Origin of the sequence: Streptomyces lincolnensis, assembly GCF_021173675.1 — a bacterium.
GTDB lineage: Bacteria > Actinomycetota > Actinomycetes > Streptomycetales > Streptomycetaceae > Streptomyces > Streptomyces lincolnensis_B.
This window is the reverse complement of sequence record NZ_JAIHON010000032.1, coordinates 1-17,672: the sequence shown is the minus strand read 5'-3', so window position 1 is coordinate 17,672 and position 17,672 is coordinate 1. Positions and strand designations below refer to the sequence as shown.

At 68.8% G+C, this 17,672-nt stretch carries 13 protein-coding genes and 3 pseudogenes; 4 read left to right on the top strand and 12 right to left on the bottom strand.

What is annotated here, in order from left to right; translation table 11 throughout:
- Positions 1-346: 346 nt before the first annotated feature.
- The 3 genes from K4B79_RS47145 to K4B79_RS47135 all read right to left on the bottom strand — a co-directional run bounded on the left by K4B79_RS47145 (position 347) and on the right by K4B79_RS47135 (position 3,784).
- Positions 347-883 carry a sensor histidine kinase gene (locus tag K4B79_RS47145; RefSeq protein ID WP_308280646.1) on the bottom strand — a complete coding sequence of 179 codons (537 nt, stop codon included), beginning with the start codon at positions 881-883 and terminating at the stop codon, positions 347-349.
- Between the two features lie 62 nt (positions 884-945).
- Positions 946-2,247 carry an RICIN domain-containing protein gene (locus tag K4B79_RS47140; protein WP_232033673.1) on the bottom strand — a complete coding sequence of 434 codons (1,302 nt, stop codon included), beginning with the start codon at positions 2,245-2,247 and terminating at the stop codon, positions 946-948.
- 103 nt (positions 2,248-2,350) lie between these two features.
- Complete coding sequence (locus K4B79_RS47135; RefSeq protein ID WP_232033657.1) at positions 2,351-3,784, bottom strand: endo-1,4-beta-xylanase; 1,434 nt, start codon at positions 3,782-3,784, stop codon at positions 2,351-2,353.
- A 779-nt stretch (positions 3,785-4,563) separates the two neighbouring features.
- On the opposite strand from K4B79_RS47135, the gene K4B79_RS47130 reads away from it, so the two are divergent.
- Positions 4,564-6,042, top strand: a complete 1,479-nt coding sequence (locus K4B79_RS47130) for a non-reducing end alpha-L-arabinofuranosidase family hydrolase (protein WP_232033656.1) — start codon at positions 4,564-4,566, stop codon at positions 6,040-6,042.
- Positions 6,043-6,138: 96 nt separating this feature from the next.
- Here the strand turns inward: K4B79_RS47130 and K4B79_RS47125 are convergent, their stop codons facing one another.
- From K4B79_RS47125 to K4B79_RS47110, 4 genes are all read right to left on the bottom strand, one after another.
- On the bottom strand, positions 6,139-6,945 hold the full coding sequence (locus K4B79_RS47125; protein ID WP_232033655.1) for an SDR family NAD(P)-dependent oxidoreductase: 807 nt from the start codon (positions 6,943-6,945) through the stop codon (positions 6,139-6,141).
- A gap of 313 nt (positions 6,946-7,258) precedes the next feature.
- Positions 7,259-8,095, bottom strand: coding sequence for a GntR family transcriptional regulator (locus tag K4B79_RS47120; protein ID WP_232033654.1), 837 nt, complete (start codon positions 8,093-8,095; stop codon positions 7,259-7,261).
- Entirely contained in the window at positions 8,079-9,089 is a 1,011-nt protein-coding gene (locus K4B79_RS47115; RefSeq protein WP_232033653.1) for a phosphotransferase enzyme family protein, read from the bottom strand. Before K4B79_RS47115 ends, K4B79_RS47120 begins: the two co-directional genes overlap by 17 nt.
- Positions 9,082-10,344, bottom strand: coding sequence for a class-III pyridoxal-phosphate-dependent aminotransferase (locus K4B79_RS47110; protein ID WP_232033652.1), 1,263 nt, complete (start codon positions 10,342-10,344; stop codon positions 9,082-9,084). Before K4B79_RS47110 ends, K4B79_RS47115 begins: the two co-directional genes overlap by 8 nt.
- Positions 10,345-10,657: 313 nt before the next feature.
- On the opposite strand from K4B79_RS47110, the gene K4B79_RS47105 reads away from it, so the two are divergent.
- Positions 10,658-11,257, top strand: a complete 600-nt coding sequence (locus K4B79_RS47105) for a hypothetical protein (RefSeq protein ID WP_232033651.1) — start codon at positions 10,658-10,660, stop codon at positions 11,255-11,257.
- 154 nt (positions 11,258-11,411) lie between these two features.
- Here the strand turns inward: K4B79_RS47105 and K4B79_RS47100 are convergent, their stop codons facing one another.
- Complete coding sequence (locus K4B79_RS47100; protein WP_232033650.1) at positions 11,412-11,813, bottom strand: hypothetical protein; 402 nt, start codon at positions 11,811-11,813, stop codon at positions 11,412-11,414.
- A gap of 219 nt (positions 11,814-12,032) precedes the next feature.
- On the opposite strand from K4B79_RS47100, the gene K4B79_RS47095 reads away from it, so the two are divergent.
- Positions 12,033-12,368, top strand: coding sequence for a hypothetical protein (locus K4B79_RS47095; RefSeq protein WP_232033649.1), 336 nt, complete (start codon positions 12,033-12,035; stop codon positions 12,366-12,368).
- Positions 12,369-12,935: 567 nt separating this feature from the next.
- Here K4B79_RS47095 and K4B79_RS47090 read toward each other — a convergent pair.
- Positions 12,936-14,069: pseudogene (locus K4B79_RS47090) on the bottom strand (IS110 family transposase); the annotation flags it as partial.
- A gap of 378 nt (positions 14,070-14,447) precedes the next feature.
- Between K4B79_RS47090 and K4B79_RS47085 the strand changes: the two are divergent.
- Positions 14,448-15,347 (top strand): alpha/beta hydrolase, encoded by a 900-nt coding sequence (locus K4B79_RS47085; protein ID WP_232033648.1) that lies wholly within the window; start codon positions 14,448-14,450, stop codon positions 15,345-15,347.
- Between the two features lie 234 nt (positions 15,348-15,581).
- Here K4B79_RS47085 and K4B79_RS47080 read toward each other — a convergent pair.
- The 3 genes and pseudogenes from K4B79_RS47080 to K4B79_RS47070 form a co-directional block, all read right to left on the bottom strand.
- Positions 15,582-15,932 (bottom strand): annotated as a pseudogene (locus K4B79_RS47080) (UBP-type zinc finger domain-containing protein).
- Entirely contained in the window at positions 15,929-17,410 is a 1,482-nt protein-coding gene (locus K4B79_RS47075; protein ID WP_232033647.1) for an ATP-binding protein, read from the bottom strand. The pseudogene K4B79_RS47080 and the gene K4B79_RS47075 overlap by 4 nt, the downstream one beginning before the upstream one ends.
- Positions 17,407-17,672, bottom strand: a pseudogene (locus K4B79_RS47070) (fused response regulator/thioredoxin-disulfide reductase); the annotation flags it as partial. The pseudogene K4B79_RS47070 and the gene K4B79_RS47075, both read right to left, overlap by 4 nt.

The window sequence follows — 17,672 nt, the reverse complement described above, 5'->3', positions numbered from 1 at the left end:
TGCGACAGGTATGTCGAGGGCGCTCACGAGTGGGTACTGCGCCTCCGAAGAGTGTGGAGGGTGGAAGCCTGGACCAGAGGGGTGGGCGCCCGCGCTGCTGTGCGCGAGCCGGATACGTGTTGCCTCGCCCACTCCGGCCCGACAGAAAACACTATCTCACGCCTACTGTGCTTCGCCGCGGGTGTGGGGAGCGGCGCCGGATGTGAGGCGGAGCTCCGTCCTTCGGGCGGCGTGAGCACAGTCGCGTCTTCGACGGGGCGACGACTTTGACACCGTTTCAGCGAAAGGCATCGCAACGTTGCAGGACCCGCGTACGCACCTGCAGTGGGCAGTGTCCCAAGACACGTCACCTACACGCGCGCCGCGCCGAACCGGTGGCGTAACGGGGGACAGCAGGACGATGATGCCCGCCATCACCTCGCCCGTCTCCCCGCAGAGCACGCCGCGGCGAAGCTCGACCAGGCCCTGGGCGATGTGGAGCAGGGAGGCGGCTCGGTCGCGGGGGCAGGTCGCCCGGCTCGCCCTCGGCGCGGAACACCACTCGCGAGGGCGTGGCCGTGTCCCGGGCGCAGAGGGTGCGCAGTGTGGTGGAGAGGCCGTCGTGCTCCAGGGCGGGTGGGGTGAGATCGCCGATGATGGTGCGGGTTTCGGCGAGGTTGGTGCCGAGCGCGTCAACGACCGCACGGACCTGGGTCCTGGGGAGGTCGGGGCGACGGTCGAAATCGAAGGCGGCGGCCTGGAGGAGCATGCTGTTGCCGGCGAGTTCCTGGGCGAGCGTGTCGTGCAGGTCGCGGGCGATCCGGGCACGCTCGGCGAGGCGGCCGACCTCGGGCTGACCCCGCGCCGACTTGGCTCGGGTGTGCCGCAGTTGTTGAAGGGACAAGAACCCGGCGGCAGCCGAGTGGAGCCAGGATCATCCTGGCTCCACTCAGTGGTGCGGGTCTGTCACTGGAACTGTGCGAAGAACCTCCAGATCTCTGCTTTGGTCCAGGTGGTGACGCCGCTTTCGCCGGAGGAGCCGTCGACCGGACCGGGGATGTGGCCGCCGTCGAACGCGGCCCATTGGACCGGGTATCCGGCGCGGCAGCCGGAGTAGGTGGTGGTGATGTGCGTTCGGCTGCCGGGCGCGGGCTCGCGCGGGCTCTGGGAGGCGCAGCCGTTGTTGCTGACGAACTTGTCGCGCAGGGACCGTCCTTGCCCGATGTTGAGGACGTTGTCGCTGATGCCGTGGATTCCGAAGTAGGCGATGGGCTGGGTGCCGCCGCTGCATCCGCTGATCTGAGCGCCGGAGATGACCGCGACGGCCCTGAAGGCGTTGGCGCGGCTGCATGCGAGTGCGTAGCTCATGCCGCCGCCCCAGCTGAATCCGGTGGCGAAACGCTGTGCCGGGTTGACACAGAGGCCGCCCTCGATGCGCCGGATCATGTCGTCGACGAAGGTGACGTCCTCACCGCCCGAATTGGCCCAGCCGTTGCCGAGGCCCTGGGGGGCGACGAGGATCGCGCTGTTGTTCGACTGTTCCTGTTGGCCGTAGTAGGACCAGGCGTTCCCGCTCGTGCCGCCCGAGGCCACGTCGCCGGCGGTTCCGCCCCGCCAGTGGAACGCGAAGATCAGCCGGTAGGGGCGGTTGTTGTCGTAGTTGGCGGGCACCCTGAGGATGAAGCTGCGGCTCTTGCCGCCGCTCTGGATCGTGTGCGTGCCGCTCGTCAGCGTCGGGGCGCTGCCGCACGCGCCGGCGCCGCCACCGGACGACAGCTTGATCATCTGCCATTGCTGGTTGGCGCCGTTCCAGTCGGAGTACTGGACGACGTTGCCGCCGTCGGCGGTGGAGGCGCCCTGCACCTCGACCGCCTTGCTGCTGGTGCGGTTGATCAGCCGGACGTGGCCCGCGTCGGAGTCGGCCAGGCGGAACTGCTGGTTGGCCCCGTTGTGGTCGGCCCACTGCTGGATCGCGGCGCCGTCCGCGGTCGAGGCGCCGGCCACGTCGAGAACCTTGCCCGAGTGCCGGGCCTTGAGGCGGTAGAAGCCGCCGCCGGAGTCCACGAACTGCCACTGCTGGCTGGTTCCGTCGTTGCGCGTCCACTGGCCGGCCCGCGCGCCGTCGGTGGTGGCCGCGCCGGAGACGTCCAGCGCCTTGCCGCTGTTGCGGTTGACCAGGACGTACCAGGCGTTGGTGTCCACCGTCGCCGCCGCGGCGGGCGCCGGATTCACCACGGCGAGCATGCCGATCGCCAGGGCCGCCGCCATCACGCCGGCGACCCGGGACCACCAGCGATGCCTGGGGGGAGGGGCGGAGGGGGACGCATCGTAGGTCTTCATCGACTCGCCCTTTCGTTTGTGGCAGGGCCCATCAGGCGCGGGTCCAGCGTTGGCTGCTGCTGTTCGAGCAGGAGGAGAGCTGGATCAGGGTGCCGTTGGCGGTGCCTCCCGCGACGGTGTCGAGGCAGAGGCCGGACTGGACACCGGCGATCGATCCGTCGGAGTTGAGGCGCCATTTCTGGTTGTCGCCGCCCCAGCAGCTGTAGATCTGGACTCTGGTGCCGCTGCCGGTGCCGCCGGCGTCCAGGCACTTGTTGCCGTAGACCCTGAACTCGCCGGCGGCGGTGTACGTCCACTGCTGGTTGGTGCCGCTGTGGCAGTCCCACACCTGGAGCTGGGTGCCGTCGGCGCTACTGGAGCCGGGCACGTCCAGGCAGCGGCCCGACGCGACGGCCTTGACCGTTCCGGATTCCGCCGGAGGGTTGGTGGAACCGCCGTTGAGTGCGTTGAGGACGGCGGTGTAGGCGGGCTTCTTGCTGCCGTCGCCGTTGAACAGCAGCGGCGTGTCCCCCGGTCGCCAGGAGTCGGTGTCGCGCACACCCCAGACGGTGATGCCGAGGCAGCGCGGGACCGCCAGGCAGTCGTTGGTCACGTTGGCGTAGGTCGTGGCCGAGGCGCCCTGGATGTCGAGTTCGGTGATGGCCACGTCGACGCCGAGGGCGGCGAAGTTCTGCAGGGTGGTGCGGAAGTTGCTGTTGTAGGGGCTGCCGCTGTTGAAGTGCGACTGGAAGCCGACGCAGTCGATGGGCACGCCGCGCTGCTTGAAGTCGCGGACCATGTTGTACATGGCCTGGGTCTTGGCCCAGGTCCAGTTCTCGACGTTGTAGTCGTTGTAGCAGAGCTTGGCGGCCGGGTCAGCGGCGCGCGCGGTGCGGAAGGCGACCTCGATCCAGTCGTTGCCGGTGCGCTGCAGGTTGGAGTCGCGCCGGGCGCCCGAACTGCCGTCGGCGAAGGCCTCGTTCACGACGTCCCACTGGGCGATCTTGCCCTTGTAGTGGGCCATCACGCCGTTGATGTGGCCGATCATCGCCTGACGCAGGGTGCTGCCGCTGAGGCTCTGCATCCAGCCGGGCTGCTGGGAGTGCCAGGCCAGGGTGTGGCCGCGCACCTGCTTGCCGTTCTGCACCGCCCAGTTGTAGACACGGTCACCGGCGGTGAAGTTGAACTGGCCACGCTGCGGTTCGGTGGCGTCGATCTTCATCTCGTTCTCGGCCGTCACCGAGTTGAACTCACGGTTCGCGATCGTCGTGTACGCGGAGTCGCCCAGCCTGCCCGAGGCGATGGCGGTGCCGAAGTAACGGCCGCTCTGCGCCGCCGCGGCGCCGAGCGTGGTCTCGGCGGCCTGTGCGGCGGGCGGCGGTGCGACCAGTACGGCTGCCGCACCGAGGACGCCGACGAACAGCGCCAACAGCAGGCCGCGGATCTTTCGGCGGACAACGGGTCTGGGAAGGGCATACGAGCCCATGACTGTGCCTCCAATGTAGGCATCACGGAAGGACTGGAGCGCGGGAGAGTGTGTGCGTCGCCCGCTCCCATTCGACCGACGAACAGGGCGGGCGAACCCGGGCATCACGGAATCACCGGACATCACAGTGATGAAACCGGGCCGTTCTCCAGCGGCGCGGTCGCCGCCCTGCCGACCGTCCGGTGACGTACGGCTTGAGGCGGCGCTGTTTCGACACAGGCATGGGGCACTCCATTGCGGCTCAGCCGGGGGGCCGCCACGCGGCGTCGCATACCTCTTCAACTGCGCGAAGAGCCAGGATGCGCTGGTGCGAGCCTCACCGGACGAAATGGGGTGGCGCAGGTGCTTTGACGCGCGGATCTGCGGTGCTGCACAGATCACTTAGGGCCGACGTGGTTCGAAGTCGAACCATGGCCGTCTCTCAGACAAGGGATGATTGAGGGATTGACGGTGGATCGTCAATACCTGCCGCAGAAAAAGTTTCCGTTCCTCGTCCGAAACTTCCGAACGCCTGGTGAGCCGTACGAAGAACCCCGGTGCATCCGTCGGCAGGCGCCGATTCCGGTCGGTACAGCTGCTTGTCCCGCCAAGCGGGAGGCGCTGTTTGTGGCCACATCAGCCACAGGCCTTGACCGGAAGGCTTCGCATTCCTAGCTTGTGGCGTCGAAGCTTCCGGGAATTCATCGAAATATTTCGAGATTGCCTCTGTCCCTTCCCGGCAGCCCGCTCCGCGGTTCATCGGGTCACCTCACCTCCGCCCCCAAAGGAGTGCTCCTCTGATGTGGTTTCGCCGCCGGTCCCCGGTCCTTCTGAGACGTCTGCTCGCCGTCCTCGCGCCCTTGCTGCTCGTGGCCACCTTCCTCGGCGCCCAGCCCGCCAACGCGGCGACCGTCGACCCCAACGCCTCGTACGTGCTGGTCAACCGCAACAGCGGCAAGGCCCTGGACGTCTACAACCTGGCGACCAGTGACGGCGCCCGCATCACCCAGTGGACCAGGAACGATCAGAACCAGCAGCTGTGGCAGTTCGTCGACTCCGGGGGCGGCTACTACCGCATCAAGTCCCGCCACTCGGGCAAGGTGCTGAACGTCAGCAACGCGTCCACCGACAACGGCGGCGCGATCGTCCAGTGGACCGACACGAACAGCACCAACCAGCAGTGGCGGCTGGCCGACAGCCCGGACGGTCACGTGAGGTTCATCGCCCGCCACAGCAACAAGGCCCTCGAAGTACAGGGCGGCTCCACCGCCGACAACGCGAACATCGTCCAGTACGACGACTGGAGCGGCGCCAACCAGCAGTGGCAGCTCGTCAAGGTCGGCGGCAACACCCCCGGCCCGTGCGATCTTCCGTCGACATACCGCTGGACATCGACGGGCGCGCTGGCGCAGCCCAAGGCAGGGTGGGCCTCGCTCAAGGACTACACGGTCGTTCCCTACAACGGCAAGCATCTCGTTTATGCGACGACGCACGGCGCCCCGGGAACAGGAGTGGGCTGGGGCTCGATGAACTTCGGCCTGTTCAGCAACTGGCCGGAGATGGCCTCGGCCAGCCAGAACACGATGTCGAACGCCGTCGTGGCGCCCACGCTCTTCTACTTCGCGCCGAAGAACATCTGGGTGATGGCCTACCAGTGGGGAGGCGGGAGCGCCTTCTCCTACCGGACGTCGACCGACCCCTCCAACCCCAATGGCTGGTCCGCACAGCAGGTGCTCTTCTCCGGAAGCATCACCGGCTCCGACACCGGCCCCATCGACCAGACGCTCATCGCCGACGGCCAGAACATGTACCTGTTCTTCGCCGGTGACAACGGCAAGATCTACCGGGCCAGCATGCCCATCGGGAACTTCCCGGGCAGCTTCGGCTCGAACTACACAACGATCATGAGCGACACGAAGAACAACCTGTTCGAAGCCCCGCAGGTCTACAAGCTCCAGGGCCAGAACCGCTACCTCATGATCGTCGAGGCGATCGGCTCGCAGGGCCGCTACTTCCGCTCGTTCACGGCCACCAGTCTGAACGGCTCATGGACACCCCAGGCCGCGACCGAGAGCAACCCCTTCGCCGGCAAGGCCAACAGCGGCGCCACCTGGACCAACGACATCAGCCATGGCGAACTGATCCGCACCAGCGCCGATCAGACCTTCACCGTCGATCCCTGCAACCTCCAGCTCCTCTACCAGGGACGCAATCCCACCTCCGGCGGCGAGTACGGCCACTGGCCCTACCGCCCGGGTCTGCTGACGCTCCAGCGCTGACGGCGTGACACGAGTCCGGCTCAGCGACTGAGCCGGCGCGGCGGGCTCGGCGGAAGGCCGAGCCCGCCATCGCGTACTTCGTTTCTGGTTCTGGCGTCAGCTGCGCACCGCCGTCTCCGCAGTCTCCGCCGGCAACACCGCGTCCGGCGACTCCGGCAGCGTCTGGCCGCCGTCGACGGTGATGACCTGCCCCGTGATGAACGCCGCCCGCTCGCTCGCCAGGAACTCGACCGCGTCGGCGATCTCCTGGGGCCGGGCGAGGCGCCCGAGCGGTATCGTCGCCGTCATCTGCGCGAGGTAGGCGTCCCCCATGCCGTCGAGGCCCTCGGTCGCGACGTTCCCGGGGGCCACCGCGTTCACGGTGATCCCGTACGGCGCGAGTTCGAGCGCCGCCGTGCGCATGAAGCCGAGTTGGGCGGCCTTGCTCGCGGCGTAGTGACTCCAGCCCGGGAACCCGGTGACCGGGCCGGTGATCGACGAGGTGAGCACCACCCGGCCGGACGCCGACTCCCGCAGCAGGGGCAGGCAGGCGGCGACGGCGAGCATCTGACTCTCGACGTTGACCGCGAAGACCTCACGGATATCGGTGTACGTCAGTTCCGCGAGGGGCTTGTTCGGGAAGACGCCCGCGTTGAGGCACAGCACGTCGAGTCCGCCGAGCAGCGAGGACACGGCCTCGGCCAACCGCTCCGCCGAATCCGGGGCAGCGGAGTCGAGGGAGACGGCCTTGACGGTCTGCTCCGCCCGCGCTGCCTCGGCGCGGAACTTCTCCACGGCGCCGTCCGGAACAGCCCGTCCGCTCAGCACCACGTCGTGCCCACCACGCACGAACGTGGAGGTGATGGCGGCACCGATACCGCGCGTCCCGCCGACGACGGCGACTTTCCTGGCCGGGTGACTCATGGGGTTCCTCGTTCTCTGGGATGTCTCCAGGGGTTCACGGGATTCACGGGGTCCATGGGGGCTTCGACGGGCCTCTCGCACCGTCACACCGCACCACCGCACCGACCCGTCGCGAGAGCGCCACGCCCACCGCGAAGGACACGACGACCGCGCCGGCCATGCCCCAGGCCACGGCGGTGCCCCCGACGAGCAAGCGTCCTGAACCGGGAGAGACCGGTGCCGTGCCGGGCGAAGTACACGATGACGCCGACGCCGATGGTGCGCCGCAGGGCCGGGGCCGGCGTGGTTCTCGGTGTGAGTGCGGTGTCCGGTGTCATGGGAGTACCTCAGGGGTGTGGTGCGCTCCTGGCATGGAGGCGTGGTTCGCCGAAGCGACGTGGAGTTCGGTGCGGTCGGCGCGGAAGAGGTCCCGGGAGAACTCCATGGGCGCGCCGTGCTGGTCGTACGACGTCCGTGTGATCGCCAGCAGGGGCTGGCCGACGGACACGTCGAGGTGGTCGGCGTGGTGGCGCTCGGCGAGGCGGACGCGGATGCGCTCCGAGACCGTGCGGGCCGTGACGCCGTAGACCTCGTGGAACAGCTGGGTCAGGGAGCCGGTGAGGTCCCGGTCGAGGATTCCGGGGAAGCGCCGGACCGGCACCGACAGCCGCTCCCACGACAGCGGCACCCCGCCCGCGAGCCGTACCCGCTCGATCGCCACCGTCTCGGAGCGGTCCGGCAGGCCGAGCGCGGCGCAGGTCTCGGAGTCCCCCGGCCTGAGTCCCATGGACACGACCCGGGTCGCGACCTCGAAACGCTGGTGCGCCAGGAGCGCGGGCACGTTCACATCGACGGCCGGCTGCCGAGCCACCACGCGGTCGTGTCCGTGCGCGAGCCGGCTCCAGCTGTAGACGGGCCAGTTCGGGTTGGAGTGCAGGGCGAAGGTGCCGCCGGCCTTGCCCCGGGTCCGGCGTACCTCGCCGTCCGCTTCGAGCCGGGCCAGGGCGTTGCGCACGGCCTCCCGGCTCGCGCCGAAGCGCTCCGCCAGCCGCCGCTCCGGGGGCAGCCGCCCGCCCATGCCGACCTCCCCGCGCCCGATCATCCCCAGCACGCCCTCCGCGATCCGGGTGGCCGCCGGGCCGAGCGGGGCGGGGTCAGGGTCGGTGCTCATGGCGTACGGCGGTGAGGTAGTCGTCGGCCAGGTAGCGGTCGGCGAGTTCCACCGACCGGATGGCGAACTCCGGCCGGAGCGAGGCGGCGAAGGGCGTGTCGCCGCGCTTGTGGACCCAGGCGACGAGCATCAGCCGGCGCAGCATCACCAGGGCGGGGACGGCTCGCAGGTCCTCGTCCCGCAGCGGGCGCCGGGCCTCGTAGCCGCGCAGCCAGGCGGCGACCCAGTCGTCGACGCGCGGGTCGTGTTCGAGGAACGACAGGGAGCACGCCAGGTCGTAGAGGAACCAGCCGGTGCCGCAGTCGTCGAAGTCGATCAGGCGTACCCCGTCCGGTGCGACCAGCAGGTTGGCGGCCCGCAGGTCGCCGTGGATGAGCCCGAACACGGCCTCGCTCCTGCCGTACGCGTCGAGTTCGCGGGCCAGCTTGGCCTCCGCTCGCGCGAGGACGGCGCTGCCGCCGGGCGCGCGGTCCACGTCCGGGTTGTCCCGCCAGCGTCCCCACAGCGAGGCCGTGCCGATCAGGTTGTCGAGGTCCCAGTCGGGCCGGGTGAAGGTGTCCGGCCGCCGCCACCGGCGTGCGTGCTCGTGCAGGGCGGCGGTCTCCCGGCCGACGACCTCCATCACCTGAGCGAAGTCCGTGGCCGCCGGCTCGGTGCCGGGCGCGAACTCGAACAGGGCCGCGTGCTGGGGTGTCCCGCCCGCGCCGGAGAAGGTCGCGACGGGTTCACCGGACGGGGTGGGCACGACCGCGGGCGTGGCGACCGCGCCGTCGGCACGCAGTTGCTCGATCCAGGTCAGTTCGCTGCGGATCTGCGCCCGGGTGCGGAAGCCGGGCCGGTGCAGGCGCAGGACGAGGGGCGCCGGGGAGTCGGCGAAGGCGCACAGATAGGTGGCGTTCTCGGACAGGCTCAGCAGCCGGGCGTCGGCCAGGGCCCGGTCCCGGCCGTACACCCGCAGCGCCGGGGTGACCTGCTGGTCCCAGGTGTCAGCCACGTGCGGCCACCTTCCGTACGGCGGTGCGCAGCCGGGTGAGGATCTCGTCGGTCTCCGGCTCGGTGAGCAGCAGGCCCGGCTTGAACTGCAGGACCGCCGGGTCGAGGGTGGAGAAGATCGCCCAGACGCCTTGCCGGTAGAGCTCGGTCATGACGGGCTTGGCCCCGGTGGCGCCGAACTCCAGCCCGATGACCAGGCCCTTCTGCCGGATTCCGGTCAGGGTGTGCGGGAGTTCGGCGCGCAGTTCGTCGAGTCCCGCGGCGACCTGCGCGATGCGCCGGCGGACGTTCTCGCGGGTCTCGGGCCGCTGGGTGATCTCCAGGACCTTGGCGGCGACCGCACAGCCGAGTTCGGCGCCCCCGAAGGTGGCCATGTGGGCGAAGCCGTCCTGCTCCAGCCACCCGCTCGCCGCCGCGCCCAACAGGGCGGCGCTCACCGGGTACAGGCCGCCGCCGAGCCCCTTGCCGGTCACCAGGATGTCGGGGACGACGCCTTCCGCGTACACGCCCCACAGCTCCCCGGTCCGGCCGAGGCCGGTCTGCACCTCGTCGGCGATGTAGAGGGTGCCGGTCTCCTCGCACGCCCGCTTGACGCTCGCGAGATAGCCGGGCTCGGGGGTGGGGAAGCCGTAGGTGGCGGGGACCGTCTCCATGATCACGGCGGCGACGTCCTGGCCGGCGAGCGCGCCGGTCATCGCGTCGAGGTCGTTGAACGGCACCTGGGTGAACTCGGCGGGGTGGTCCGCCCCGAACAGCTGCGAGAACCGGGGGTCGCCGGTGGCCACGGCCAGCCCGGTGTGCCCGTGGTACGCCTTCACCACCGACACGATCCGGCGCCGGCCGGTGGCGTACCGCGCGCTCTTGAGCGCGACATCCACCGCCTCGCCGCCACTGGACCCGAAGACGGCCTTGTCGGCACCGGGCGTCGCCTCGACGAGCCGCCGGGCCAGCGCCGCGCGCCCCGGGGTGGGGAAGTGGTGGTTGCCGATGTCCACGTGCTGGACCGCGTCGGTCAGCGTGCGCACCAGCTCCGGATTGCGGTGGCCCAGGTTGTAGGTGCCGCCGTTGAGATGCACGTCGATGACCTCGTGCCCGTCGACGTCGGTCAGCCGGTAGCCGCTGCGCTCACCGATGACCAGCGGAACGCCTTCCGCCTGCCAGAACTCCGTCTTGTCCGGATTCCAGTACCGCCGCGCGTCCGCGAGGACCTCCGCCTTCGACGCGTACCCGTACATGGACAGCTGCTCGATCCCCAACGTACGGCCTCCTCGTGGTGCGGCGGGAGGTCCCCACCGGCGGCTCCGTGAACGGCTCCACCGTCGGACCGGCGCTTTGCGTCCCCGTGTGGTCGCTGGTTCGGACGCGTAACACTTGAGGTCCGGTTGTGGTCCGGTGACCACTCGTGGGCGGCGGCGTTTCTGCTCAAAGCCGATCGCTTCGGAGACGAGCCAATGGTGCGGCCTGTTTCGGCCTGCTCCCGGGTGAAGCCGGCCGCCCCGAATAATCAACTGGGCGACCAGTCCATACCGTGAAAGGATCCCGGCTCAGAACAAGGGGAGGCGAAGCGGTATGGGGCTGGACTACAGCTACGAGATCTTCATGCCCCCTCGGAACGTCGCGAGGGCACTGACCCGCCTGGCCGAGCTCGCCCCGCAAGACCGCCACACGCCGCCGCTTCCGGTCACGCTGCCGAGCGGCGAGCAGGTGCTCGTGCCGTTCTCCTCGAAGTTCAAGAGCGAACCCGTCGACTGTTCGACAGGCGGCACGCTCGAACTGGACACCTCAGTCATGATCGGCGTCGACGAAGCGGTGCGCGAGTTCCACCTCCGGGGTTCCGACAGGTTCGACGAGCAGGGACGAGTGTCAGTCGGGTACATCTACCTGACGGTCACGTTCTCGCCCACAGAGCACCCGAATTTCGCGTCTCTGCAGTTCCTGGCGGCCACCTCGGACATGAGCCGGATGTTCGCGCAGTCCGCCACCGTCAGGCAGGTGTTCACCGACCTCACCGCCGCCACTGGCGGGGTGTGCTGCCTACTCGACACCGAGACCGACATCTTCGACATTTGCTGGCTCAACGGCGAGACGGTCAGTGACGAGACCGTTCCGGGTGCCCGTTTCCCGCGCTTCCACGATCTCGTCGCCGCCTGGCGCGAGCCGGTGGAGTAGGGCGCCGTCCAGGACCTGGACCGTGCCGGATCCAGACCCTGGCACTCAACCATCAGGGAGTGAACCCCGTAGGGAACACCGCACGTCCAGCTGGCCATGCGAAGCGCTCGGTCGGGGCGGTGTCGGTCGTTCACATCTGGTGGGAGAGGGGACGTCAGTCGGCGAACTGTCCGGACGACGACGCGTCACTGCGGAAGTAGAACTGGTAGCGGGTGTTGTCCTTCACGTCGGTGGCGATCTCCATCCAGGTGTCGGCCTTGGCGAGCTTGTACTCGGCCTGGCACTGCCTTCCGCCACTGGAGGGCAGGAAGCAGACCTTCACATAGCGCTCGGTGTTGGTCTTGATGTTGATGTCCGCGCAGTTCGCGCTCGTCAACAGGTAGTTGAGCGTGGGGTAGTTCGGGTAGAGATGCGTCCCGGACGCCTTGGTGTAGCTCTGGGCGTTGTCGAGGCAGGCCCCGGCAGCGGAGGCCTGGCCTGCGGTGGTGGCGATGAGACCACTGGCCGCGATGACACCGGTGACGACGGATGCGACGAACCGCTTACGAACCTGCATGTGAGGACCCTTCCCAGCCCTGGGCGACAGCGACGGTCAATCGGACCACGACGGACACGAAGACGGACCCTGCAACGTTTCAGGTGTCCCAAGCCCGCCCCTGCTGTGATCGTGGACGCCGGACCAGGACGGGAACCACAGCGGTCAACGGGGGTAGCGATGAACGTACATCGGCGGCTCGGCACATTCACTCTGACTTGTCTGCTCGCTGCGGGAGGCATGGTCGGTGGCACGGCGACCACCGCGGGCGCAGCCGCTCAGTCCTGCTACGGCACATGGACGTACAACAAGCCCTCTGACACGTTCTTCCAGCCGGCGAGCTACCTCTACCTGGCAACCGACAACTGCGCCGACATCAACATCAAGACCAACACCAGCCGTCAGGTGAAGGTGTGCTTCTACGCCAGCGGTGGCGGGCTCGACTACTGCCAGAGCAGCTACAAGACCACCACCGCGGGCCAGTGGAAGGTCATCGCGACAGACGTGATCGACGGCACCAAGTTCAAGTTTCAGTTCGCCAGTTCGGCCGCCTCGTCCGGATTGCGGGCGCACTGATCGACTGAAGCCGAGTGGCTCGACTTCTCAGTGGGTTTCTGTGATGGATCACTGGGTCACTGGGAGGTCGTCCGCCGGGTTCTCTGCCTGGCACTGCTCGTCGACGGCTGGTTCGGGCTGCTCGGAGTCGATCATGCCGGGTGGTGGGCGACGGAGCTGCGTGGACGTTTCCAGCCCGGGGTGACGTGAAGGTGGGCCCACTGGGGGTGCGAGTGCGGGGCGTAGGGGTCAGGGCCGGTCTTCGTCCGGGTATGGGTATGTGTCGTTCTCGGCGTAGTGGACGACTGCCTCGCATGCCTGTTGCAGGGAAGGAACGGCCCCGTCATGGTGCGCACGCCAGGTCTCCAGGACGTCGCGGATCAGGGCGGTTCCCAGGAGGTAGGAGCGGCCCTCCATGTCTGGCTGACTTGTGCCCTCCTGGTCGGGAACAGCCGTCGCGTCGCTCTGCGCAGTCCAGGGCTCGCTGGCGAAGACGGTCAGGCCGTCATCCTTCTCGGTCAGTTGGCTGATCAGTTCTGCAAGTGTCACGGGTACTCCGGTTCGGCTCATCGGCTGACTGCAGAGTCCCATGTGGCGTGGGGTTCTGGGTTCGTGGAAAGTTGCGTCGCGGAGCATCGCGAACAGCACGTTGATGCGCCGGCGGGCGAGGCGGAGGAGGGCTTGGGTGTGGGTCTTGCCGCGGGCCCGGCATTTGTCGTAGTAGGTGCGGGAGGTGGGATCGTGCAGGGCGGCGAACGCGGACAGGAGCATCGCGCGTTTGAGTTGCCGGTTGCCGCCTCGGGGGCGTGTTCGCCGTGGATCGAAGTCCCGGATGACTTGGTCGTGGGGGCGAGGCCGGCGTAGGAGGCCAGGTGGGCGGCGGTGGGGAAGCTGGTGCCGACGGTGACCCGCAAGGTGGCGGCGGTCCTGACCGCGACCCGCGGAATCGAGGTCAGAACCGCGGAAAGAGGGTGAGCCTCCGGCAACTGCCCGATCTGCGCTTCCAGAGCTCGTCGCTGTTCGTAGACAGCCGCGAGTGAACGGGCCAGGGACGGGATCACGACGCCGAGAGTGCCGGTGCCCGGGACCACGACGGTCTGCTCGTCGGGCCTTTCGCGGCGCGGCCCGGGATCCGTGGCGTTCCAGCAGCCAGGTCACGGCCTGATGGTCCAGACGCGGCCCGAGAACGCGCTCCAGGCTGGGACGGAAGTGGGTGAGCAGACTGCGTATCCGGTTGGAGGTGCGGGTCGCCTCGGCCGCCAGGTCCTGGTCCTGGTCCTGGTCCTGGTCCTGGTCGAAGCCCACCAGCACGGTCAGTTCGGCGGTGATCTCGTCGGTCAGTTCTGGCGGGCGCAGGGTGTGCGGCACAGTCCGGGCGGCGTCCGCGATCACCGCGGCGTCTTTGGCGTCGGTCTTGGCCTCGCCCGGGTAGAGGTCGGCGATCCGCCGCATCGAGAGTCCGGGCAGGTAGGCGACCTTACAGCCGGCGGGCCGGGCGACGGTCGGGGGCAGGGCTCCGATGGAGGCGGGCTGATCCACGATCACCAGCACGGTGCCGAACTTCGCGGTCAGCTTGTCGAAGACGGTCCGCAGTTTCGGCTCGCTGTTGGGCAGCTGCTTGTCGAAGACCTTCTTTCCGGCCGAGGTGAGTCCGTGCCCGTGATGGGCGCTTTTGCCGACGTCCAGGCCGAGGAAGACGCCCACGTCGTCGATGTCGTCCAACGCATCCTCCCGAAGGGGGTTCGTGCGGTGCCGGCCAGAGCTTCGGCGTCGTATGCGCGCATCCACGTTATGCAGACCTGCCGCCCGCAGACGGCTCGGCGTGGCGCCGGGCCAGGCGGTAGTCGGACCTCTCATCAGCGTCTCCAGCGGCGCCTCCCGGCCCCGGTGACATCGACCCCGAGGTCATCCGCTCGACAAGGGGGGACCAGTCATGGTGGGCCCGGAGGCCAGCGGCCCTCTTGCAGGACCGCGAAGAACATAAAGGGGGCTTCCATCCCCCCTCCGGCAGTCGGCTCGTGGTTGCCCCTTGCGTGATCAGCGGCGAGCGTTCATTATCAGGAATCCTGATGATTTAAGTTTGTAGCGATGGAGTCAGCCATGTCATTCAGGCCCAGAATCCAGGCCAGAGGGGTTCAGCTGTTGCTCGGCCGAATGATGAGCCGCGTGCACAAGGATCTGCGCTTCACCGACATCCCGACGCGTACGGAATCCATCCGGGTGGAGACCAGCGCCGGACCGGTGACGTGCACCGTCTACCGCCCGTCGGCCGCCGCGGCGGCTCCTGCCCCCGTGTACGTCAACTTCCACGGCGGCGGGTTCGTGATCGCCCGCCCCCAGCAGGACGACCACATCTGCCGCTACATAGCCGCCACGGCCGGCTGCGTGGTGATCAACGTGGACTACGCCGTCGCCCCGCAACGGCCGTACCCCGTACCCGTCAACCAGGCGTACGACGTCACCGCCTGGGTGGCCGAGAACGGCGCCGCCAACAACTGGGACGGTTCGCGACTCGCCGTGGGCGGACACAGCGCCGGGGCCAACCTGACCGCCGCGGTCTGCCGCACTGCTCGGGACCGCGGCGCCTTCACGCCTCGCCTTCAGATCATCGACTCGGCACCGCTCGACCAGGTCGCCGACCCGGCCACCAAGCAGTCATCCATCGCCAAGCCCCTGCTCACCCCTCAGATCATGCGGATCTTCACCGCCGCCTACGTCCCTGATCTCGCCGACCTCGCCCATCCGCTGGTGTCGCCCGGACTGGCCGACGACCTCGCCGGGCTGCCGCCCGCCCTGGTCATCACCGCGGAGAACGACCGCCTGCGCGACGAGGGCGATGCCTATGCCAAGGCCCTGGAAGCCGCCGGCGTTCCGGTCACCCACCGTTGCTTCGAGGGCGTCGACCGCTACTTCACCCACACCGGCCCGGTCCCGGCCGGGAAGGAAGCCATCGACCTGATGGCCACCACCCTGCGCACGGCACTCACCGCTGACCGCTGACAGGGGCCGACAGTCCGTGTGACAACACGCTGCCTTGGTGACACATATCGGGCTGCGGCTCCCTCCGCCATCAAGATCACATCTCCGCCTGGAGTACTGGCCACGCTGATCGGCGTAGTAACCGGAGCAGAGGAGTCAGCGGCATTGCGGTCGGCCGATGAGTGGAGTGCCGAACAGGTTCTGCGGCATAGATGAATCCTGACATCGACCACTGAGAGCCCTGGTCGGTCAGGCTCAGCGCAGCGTGTCCGCCCAGTTCGCCGGCACGCGCCCCGCCGGTCCCGGTGTGGGCTGGTCGGGAGGGTGGGCGGCCGGGGGAGCCAGGGCCGGGCCGGAGTCGTACGGCTCGTTCGTCGCGTAGTTCCAGTACCAGCCCTCGCCCGGCTCGTACCTGCGGATCACCGGATGGCCGGTGTCCCGGAAGTGGCCGGTGGCGTGCTGGGCGGGTGGGTCGTCGCAGCAGCCGATGTGGCCGCACTGGGCGCAGCGCCGCAGATGGAACCACCAGCCGCCGTCGGCTTCGCACTACACGCAGCCGGCCCCGCTGGGCGGGACGCCGGGGTCGATGCCGGTGTCCTTGGTCATGAGGGCCCCTGGGCCGGGTCGGGGACGGTATCGGGCGTATCGGGGTCGGTGGCGGTGAGGGGAAGCAGCACCTGGAAGCGGGTGTCGCCGGGTACGGACTCGACTTTCAGGTCACCGTGGTGCTTGTTGACGACGATCCGCCAGGAGATGTCGAGGCCCAGCCCGGTGCCCTCGCCCACTGGTTTGGTGGTGAAGAACGGGTCGAAGATCCGGCCGCGGATCTCGGCCGGTACTCCCGGGCCCGTGTCGCGGAACTCCACCAGCAGCCGGTCGTGCACCAGAGCGGTGCGTACGGTCAACGTCCCTTCGCCGCCCGCGCCCTTGATGGCGGAGACGGCGTTGTCGATCAGGTTGGTCCACACCTGGTTCAGTTCGGCCGGGTAGGCCGGAATCCTCGGCACCGAACGGTCGTACGCCTTCACGACCTTGACCTCGGGACCGATCTTGCCCGAGAGCATCAGCAGGGTGCTGTCGAGGAGTTCGTGGACATCGGCGACCTCGTAGGGCGCGCGGTCCAGCTGCGAGTACTGCTTGGCGGCGTCGACGAGGTGCGAGATACGGGTGGTGGAGTCCTCGATCTCGGACATCAACAGCTCGGTCTCGACCGTGTAGTTGAGCCACCCGATGGCACTCGGCAGGATGTCCTGCTCGTCGCATGCCGCCGCGATCTGCTCCAGCCAGTCGACGTCGAGACCGCCCTGCACGAAGGTCGGCGCGATCTGCCAGCCGTTTGGGACACCGTGGTCGTCGAGCCAGTCGGCGAGTTCGTCCTCCCGGTCGGACGCTTCGAGCGGGCTCAGTGCCGGCGCCTTGGAGACCCGCTCGGCCGTACGCTCCTGGAGGTCGACCAGGGCCTTCAGGGCATCGCCGTGGTGGGGGCCGGAGGCGATGACGGCGAGCTTGTTGCGCACGTGCGCGACCCGGTCCCTGAGCGCCGAGGTGGCCCGTACGGCCGCCGCGGCCGGGTTGTTGAGCTCATGGGTGAGACCGGCGGACAACGAGCCCAGCGCCAGCAGCCGTTCGCGCTGTCCGATGGCCCGCTGAAAGGTCTGCGAACCGAGGAAGAGCCCCTCCAGGAGATGGACCGCCATCGGAAACCACTCGTGCATGAGGTTCGCGAACGACTCGGCGGGCAGGACGAAGAACCGCGTCGGCTCCGTCACCCGCAGCGAGTTCATGTACCGCTGCGGTTTCCCGTCGCCGACGTACGCCATCACGGCCCCCGCGTACACCCCTCGCTGGGACGTGCGGCTCACCTCGATGTCGTCGCCGCCGACCCGGCGCGACATGACGACCGTGCCCTCGATCATCACGTAGAAGCAGGTCGCCGGGTCACCTTCGGTGAACACCGGCCCGGGGTCGAACAGTTCGACCCGTCCCTCGCTGCACAGCCTGCCGATCTGTTCGGCGCTGAGCTTCTCGAAGAGGAACAGTGACCCGATCTCCGCGGGGCTGCACGGCATCGGCTGCCCGCTCACGACTGCTCCAGATACCGGTGGACGAGCATCACGGCCATGGCTCCCTCTCCGACGGCGGATGCGACCCGCTTCGCGGACTCCGCGCGCGCGTCCCCGGCGACGAACACGCCGGGGATGTTGGTCTCCAGGTGGTATGGCGGCCGGTCCAGCTCCCAGTCCGCGGGCGGTCGCCCGTCCGGGGTCAGGTCCGGTCCGGCGAGGATGAACCCGTGCTCGTCCCGCAGGACCGTGCCGTCCAGCCAGCCGGTCAGCGGGGCCGCGC

Excerpts from the sequence above, each read along its gene's own strand:
- K4B79_RS47140 (WP_232033673.1), bottom strand. The coding sequence starts at position 2,247 with ATGGCGGCGGCCCTGGCGATCGGCATGCTCGCCGTGGTGAATCCGGCG.
- K4B79_RS47135 (WP_232033657.1), bottom strand. The coding sequence starts at position 3,784 with ATGGGCTCGTATGCCCTTCCCAGACCCGTTGTCCGCCGAAAGATCCGC.
- K4B79_RS47130 (WP_232033656.1), top strand. The coding sequence starts at position 4,564 with ATGTGGTTTCGCCGCCGGTCCCCGGTCCTTCTGAGACGTCTGCTCGCC.
- K4B79_RS47125 (WP_232033655.1), bottom strand. The coding sequence starts at position 6,945 with ATGAGTCACCCGGCCAGGAAAGTCGCCGTCGTCGGCGGGACGCGCGGT.
- K4B79_RS47120 (WP_232033654.1), bottom strand. The coding sequence starts at position 8,095 with ATGAGCACCGACCCTGACCCCGCCCCGCTCGGCCCGGCGGCCACCCGG.
- K4B79_RS47105 (WP_232033651.1), top strand. The coding sequence starts at position 10,658 with ATGGGGCTGGACTACAGCTACGAGATCTTCATGCCCCCTCGGAACGTC.
- K4B79_RS47100 (WP_232033650.1), bottom strand. The coding sequence starts at position 11,813 with ATGCAGGTTCGTAAGCGGTTCGTCGCATCCGTCGTCACCGGTGTCATC.
- K4B79_RS47095 (WP_232033649.1), top strand. The coding sequence starts at position 12,033 with ATGGTCGGTGGCACGGCGACCACCGCGGGCGCAGCCGCTCAGTCCTGC.
- K4B79_RS47085 (WP_232033648.1), top strand. The coding sequence starts at position 14,448 with ATGTCATTCAGGCCCAGAATCCAGGCCAGAGGGGTTCAGCTGTTGCTC.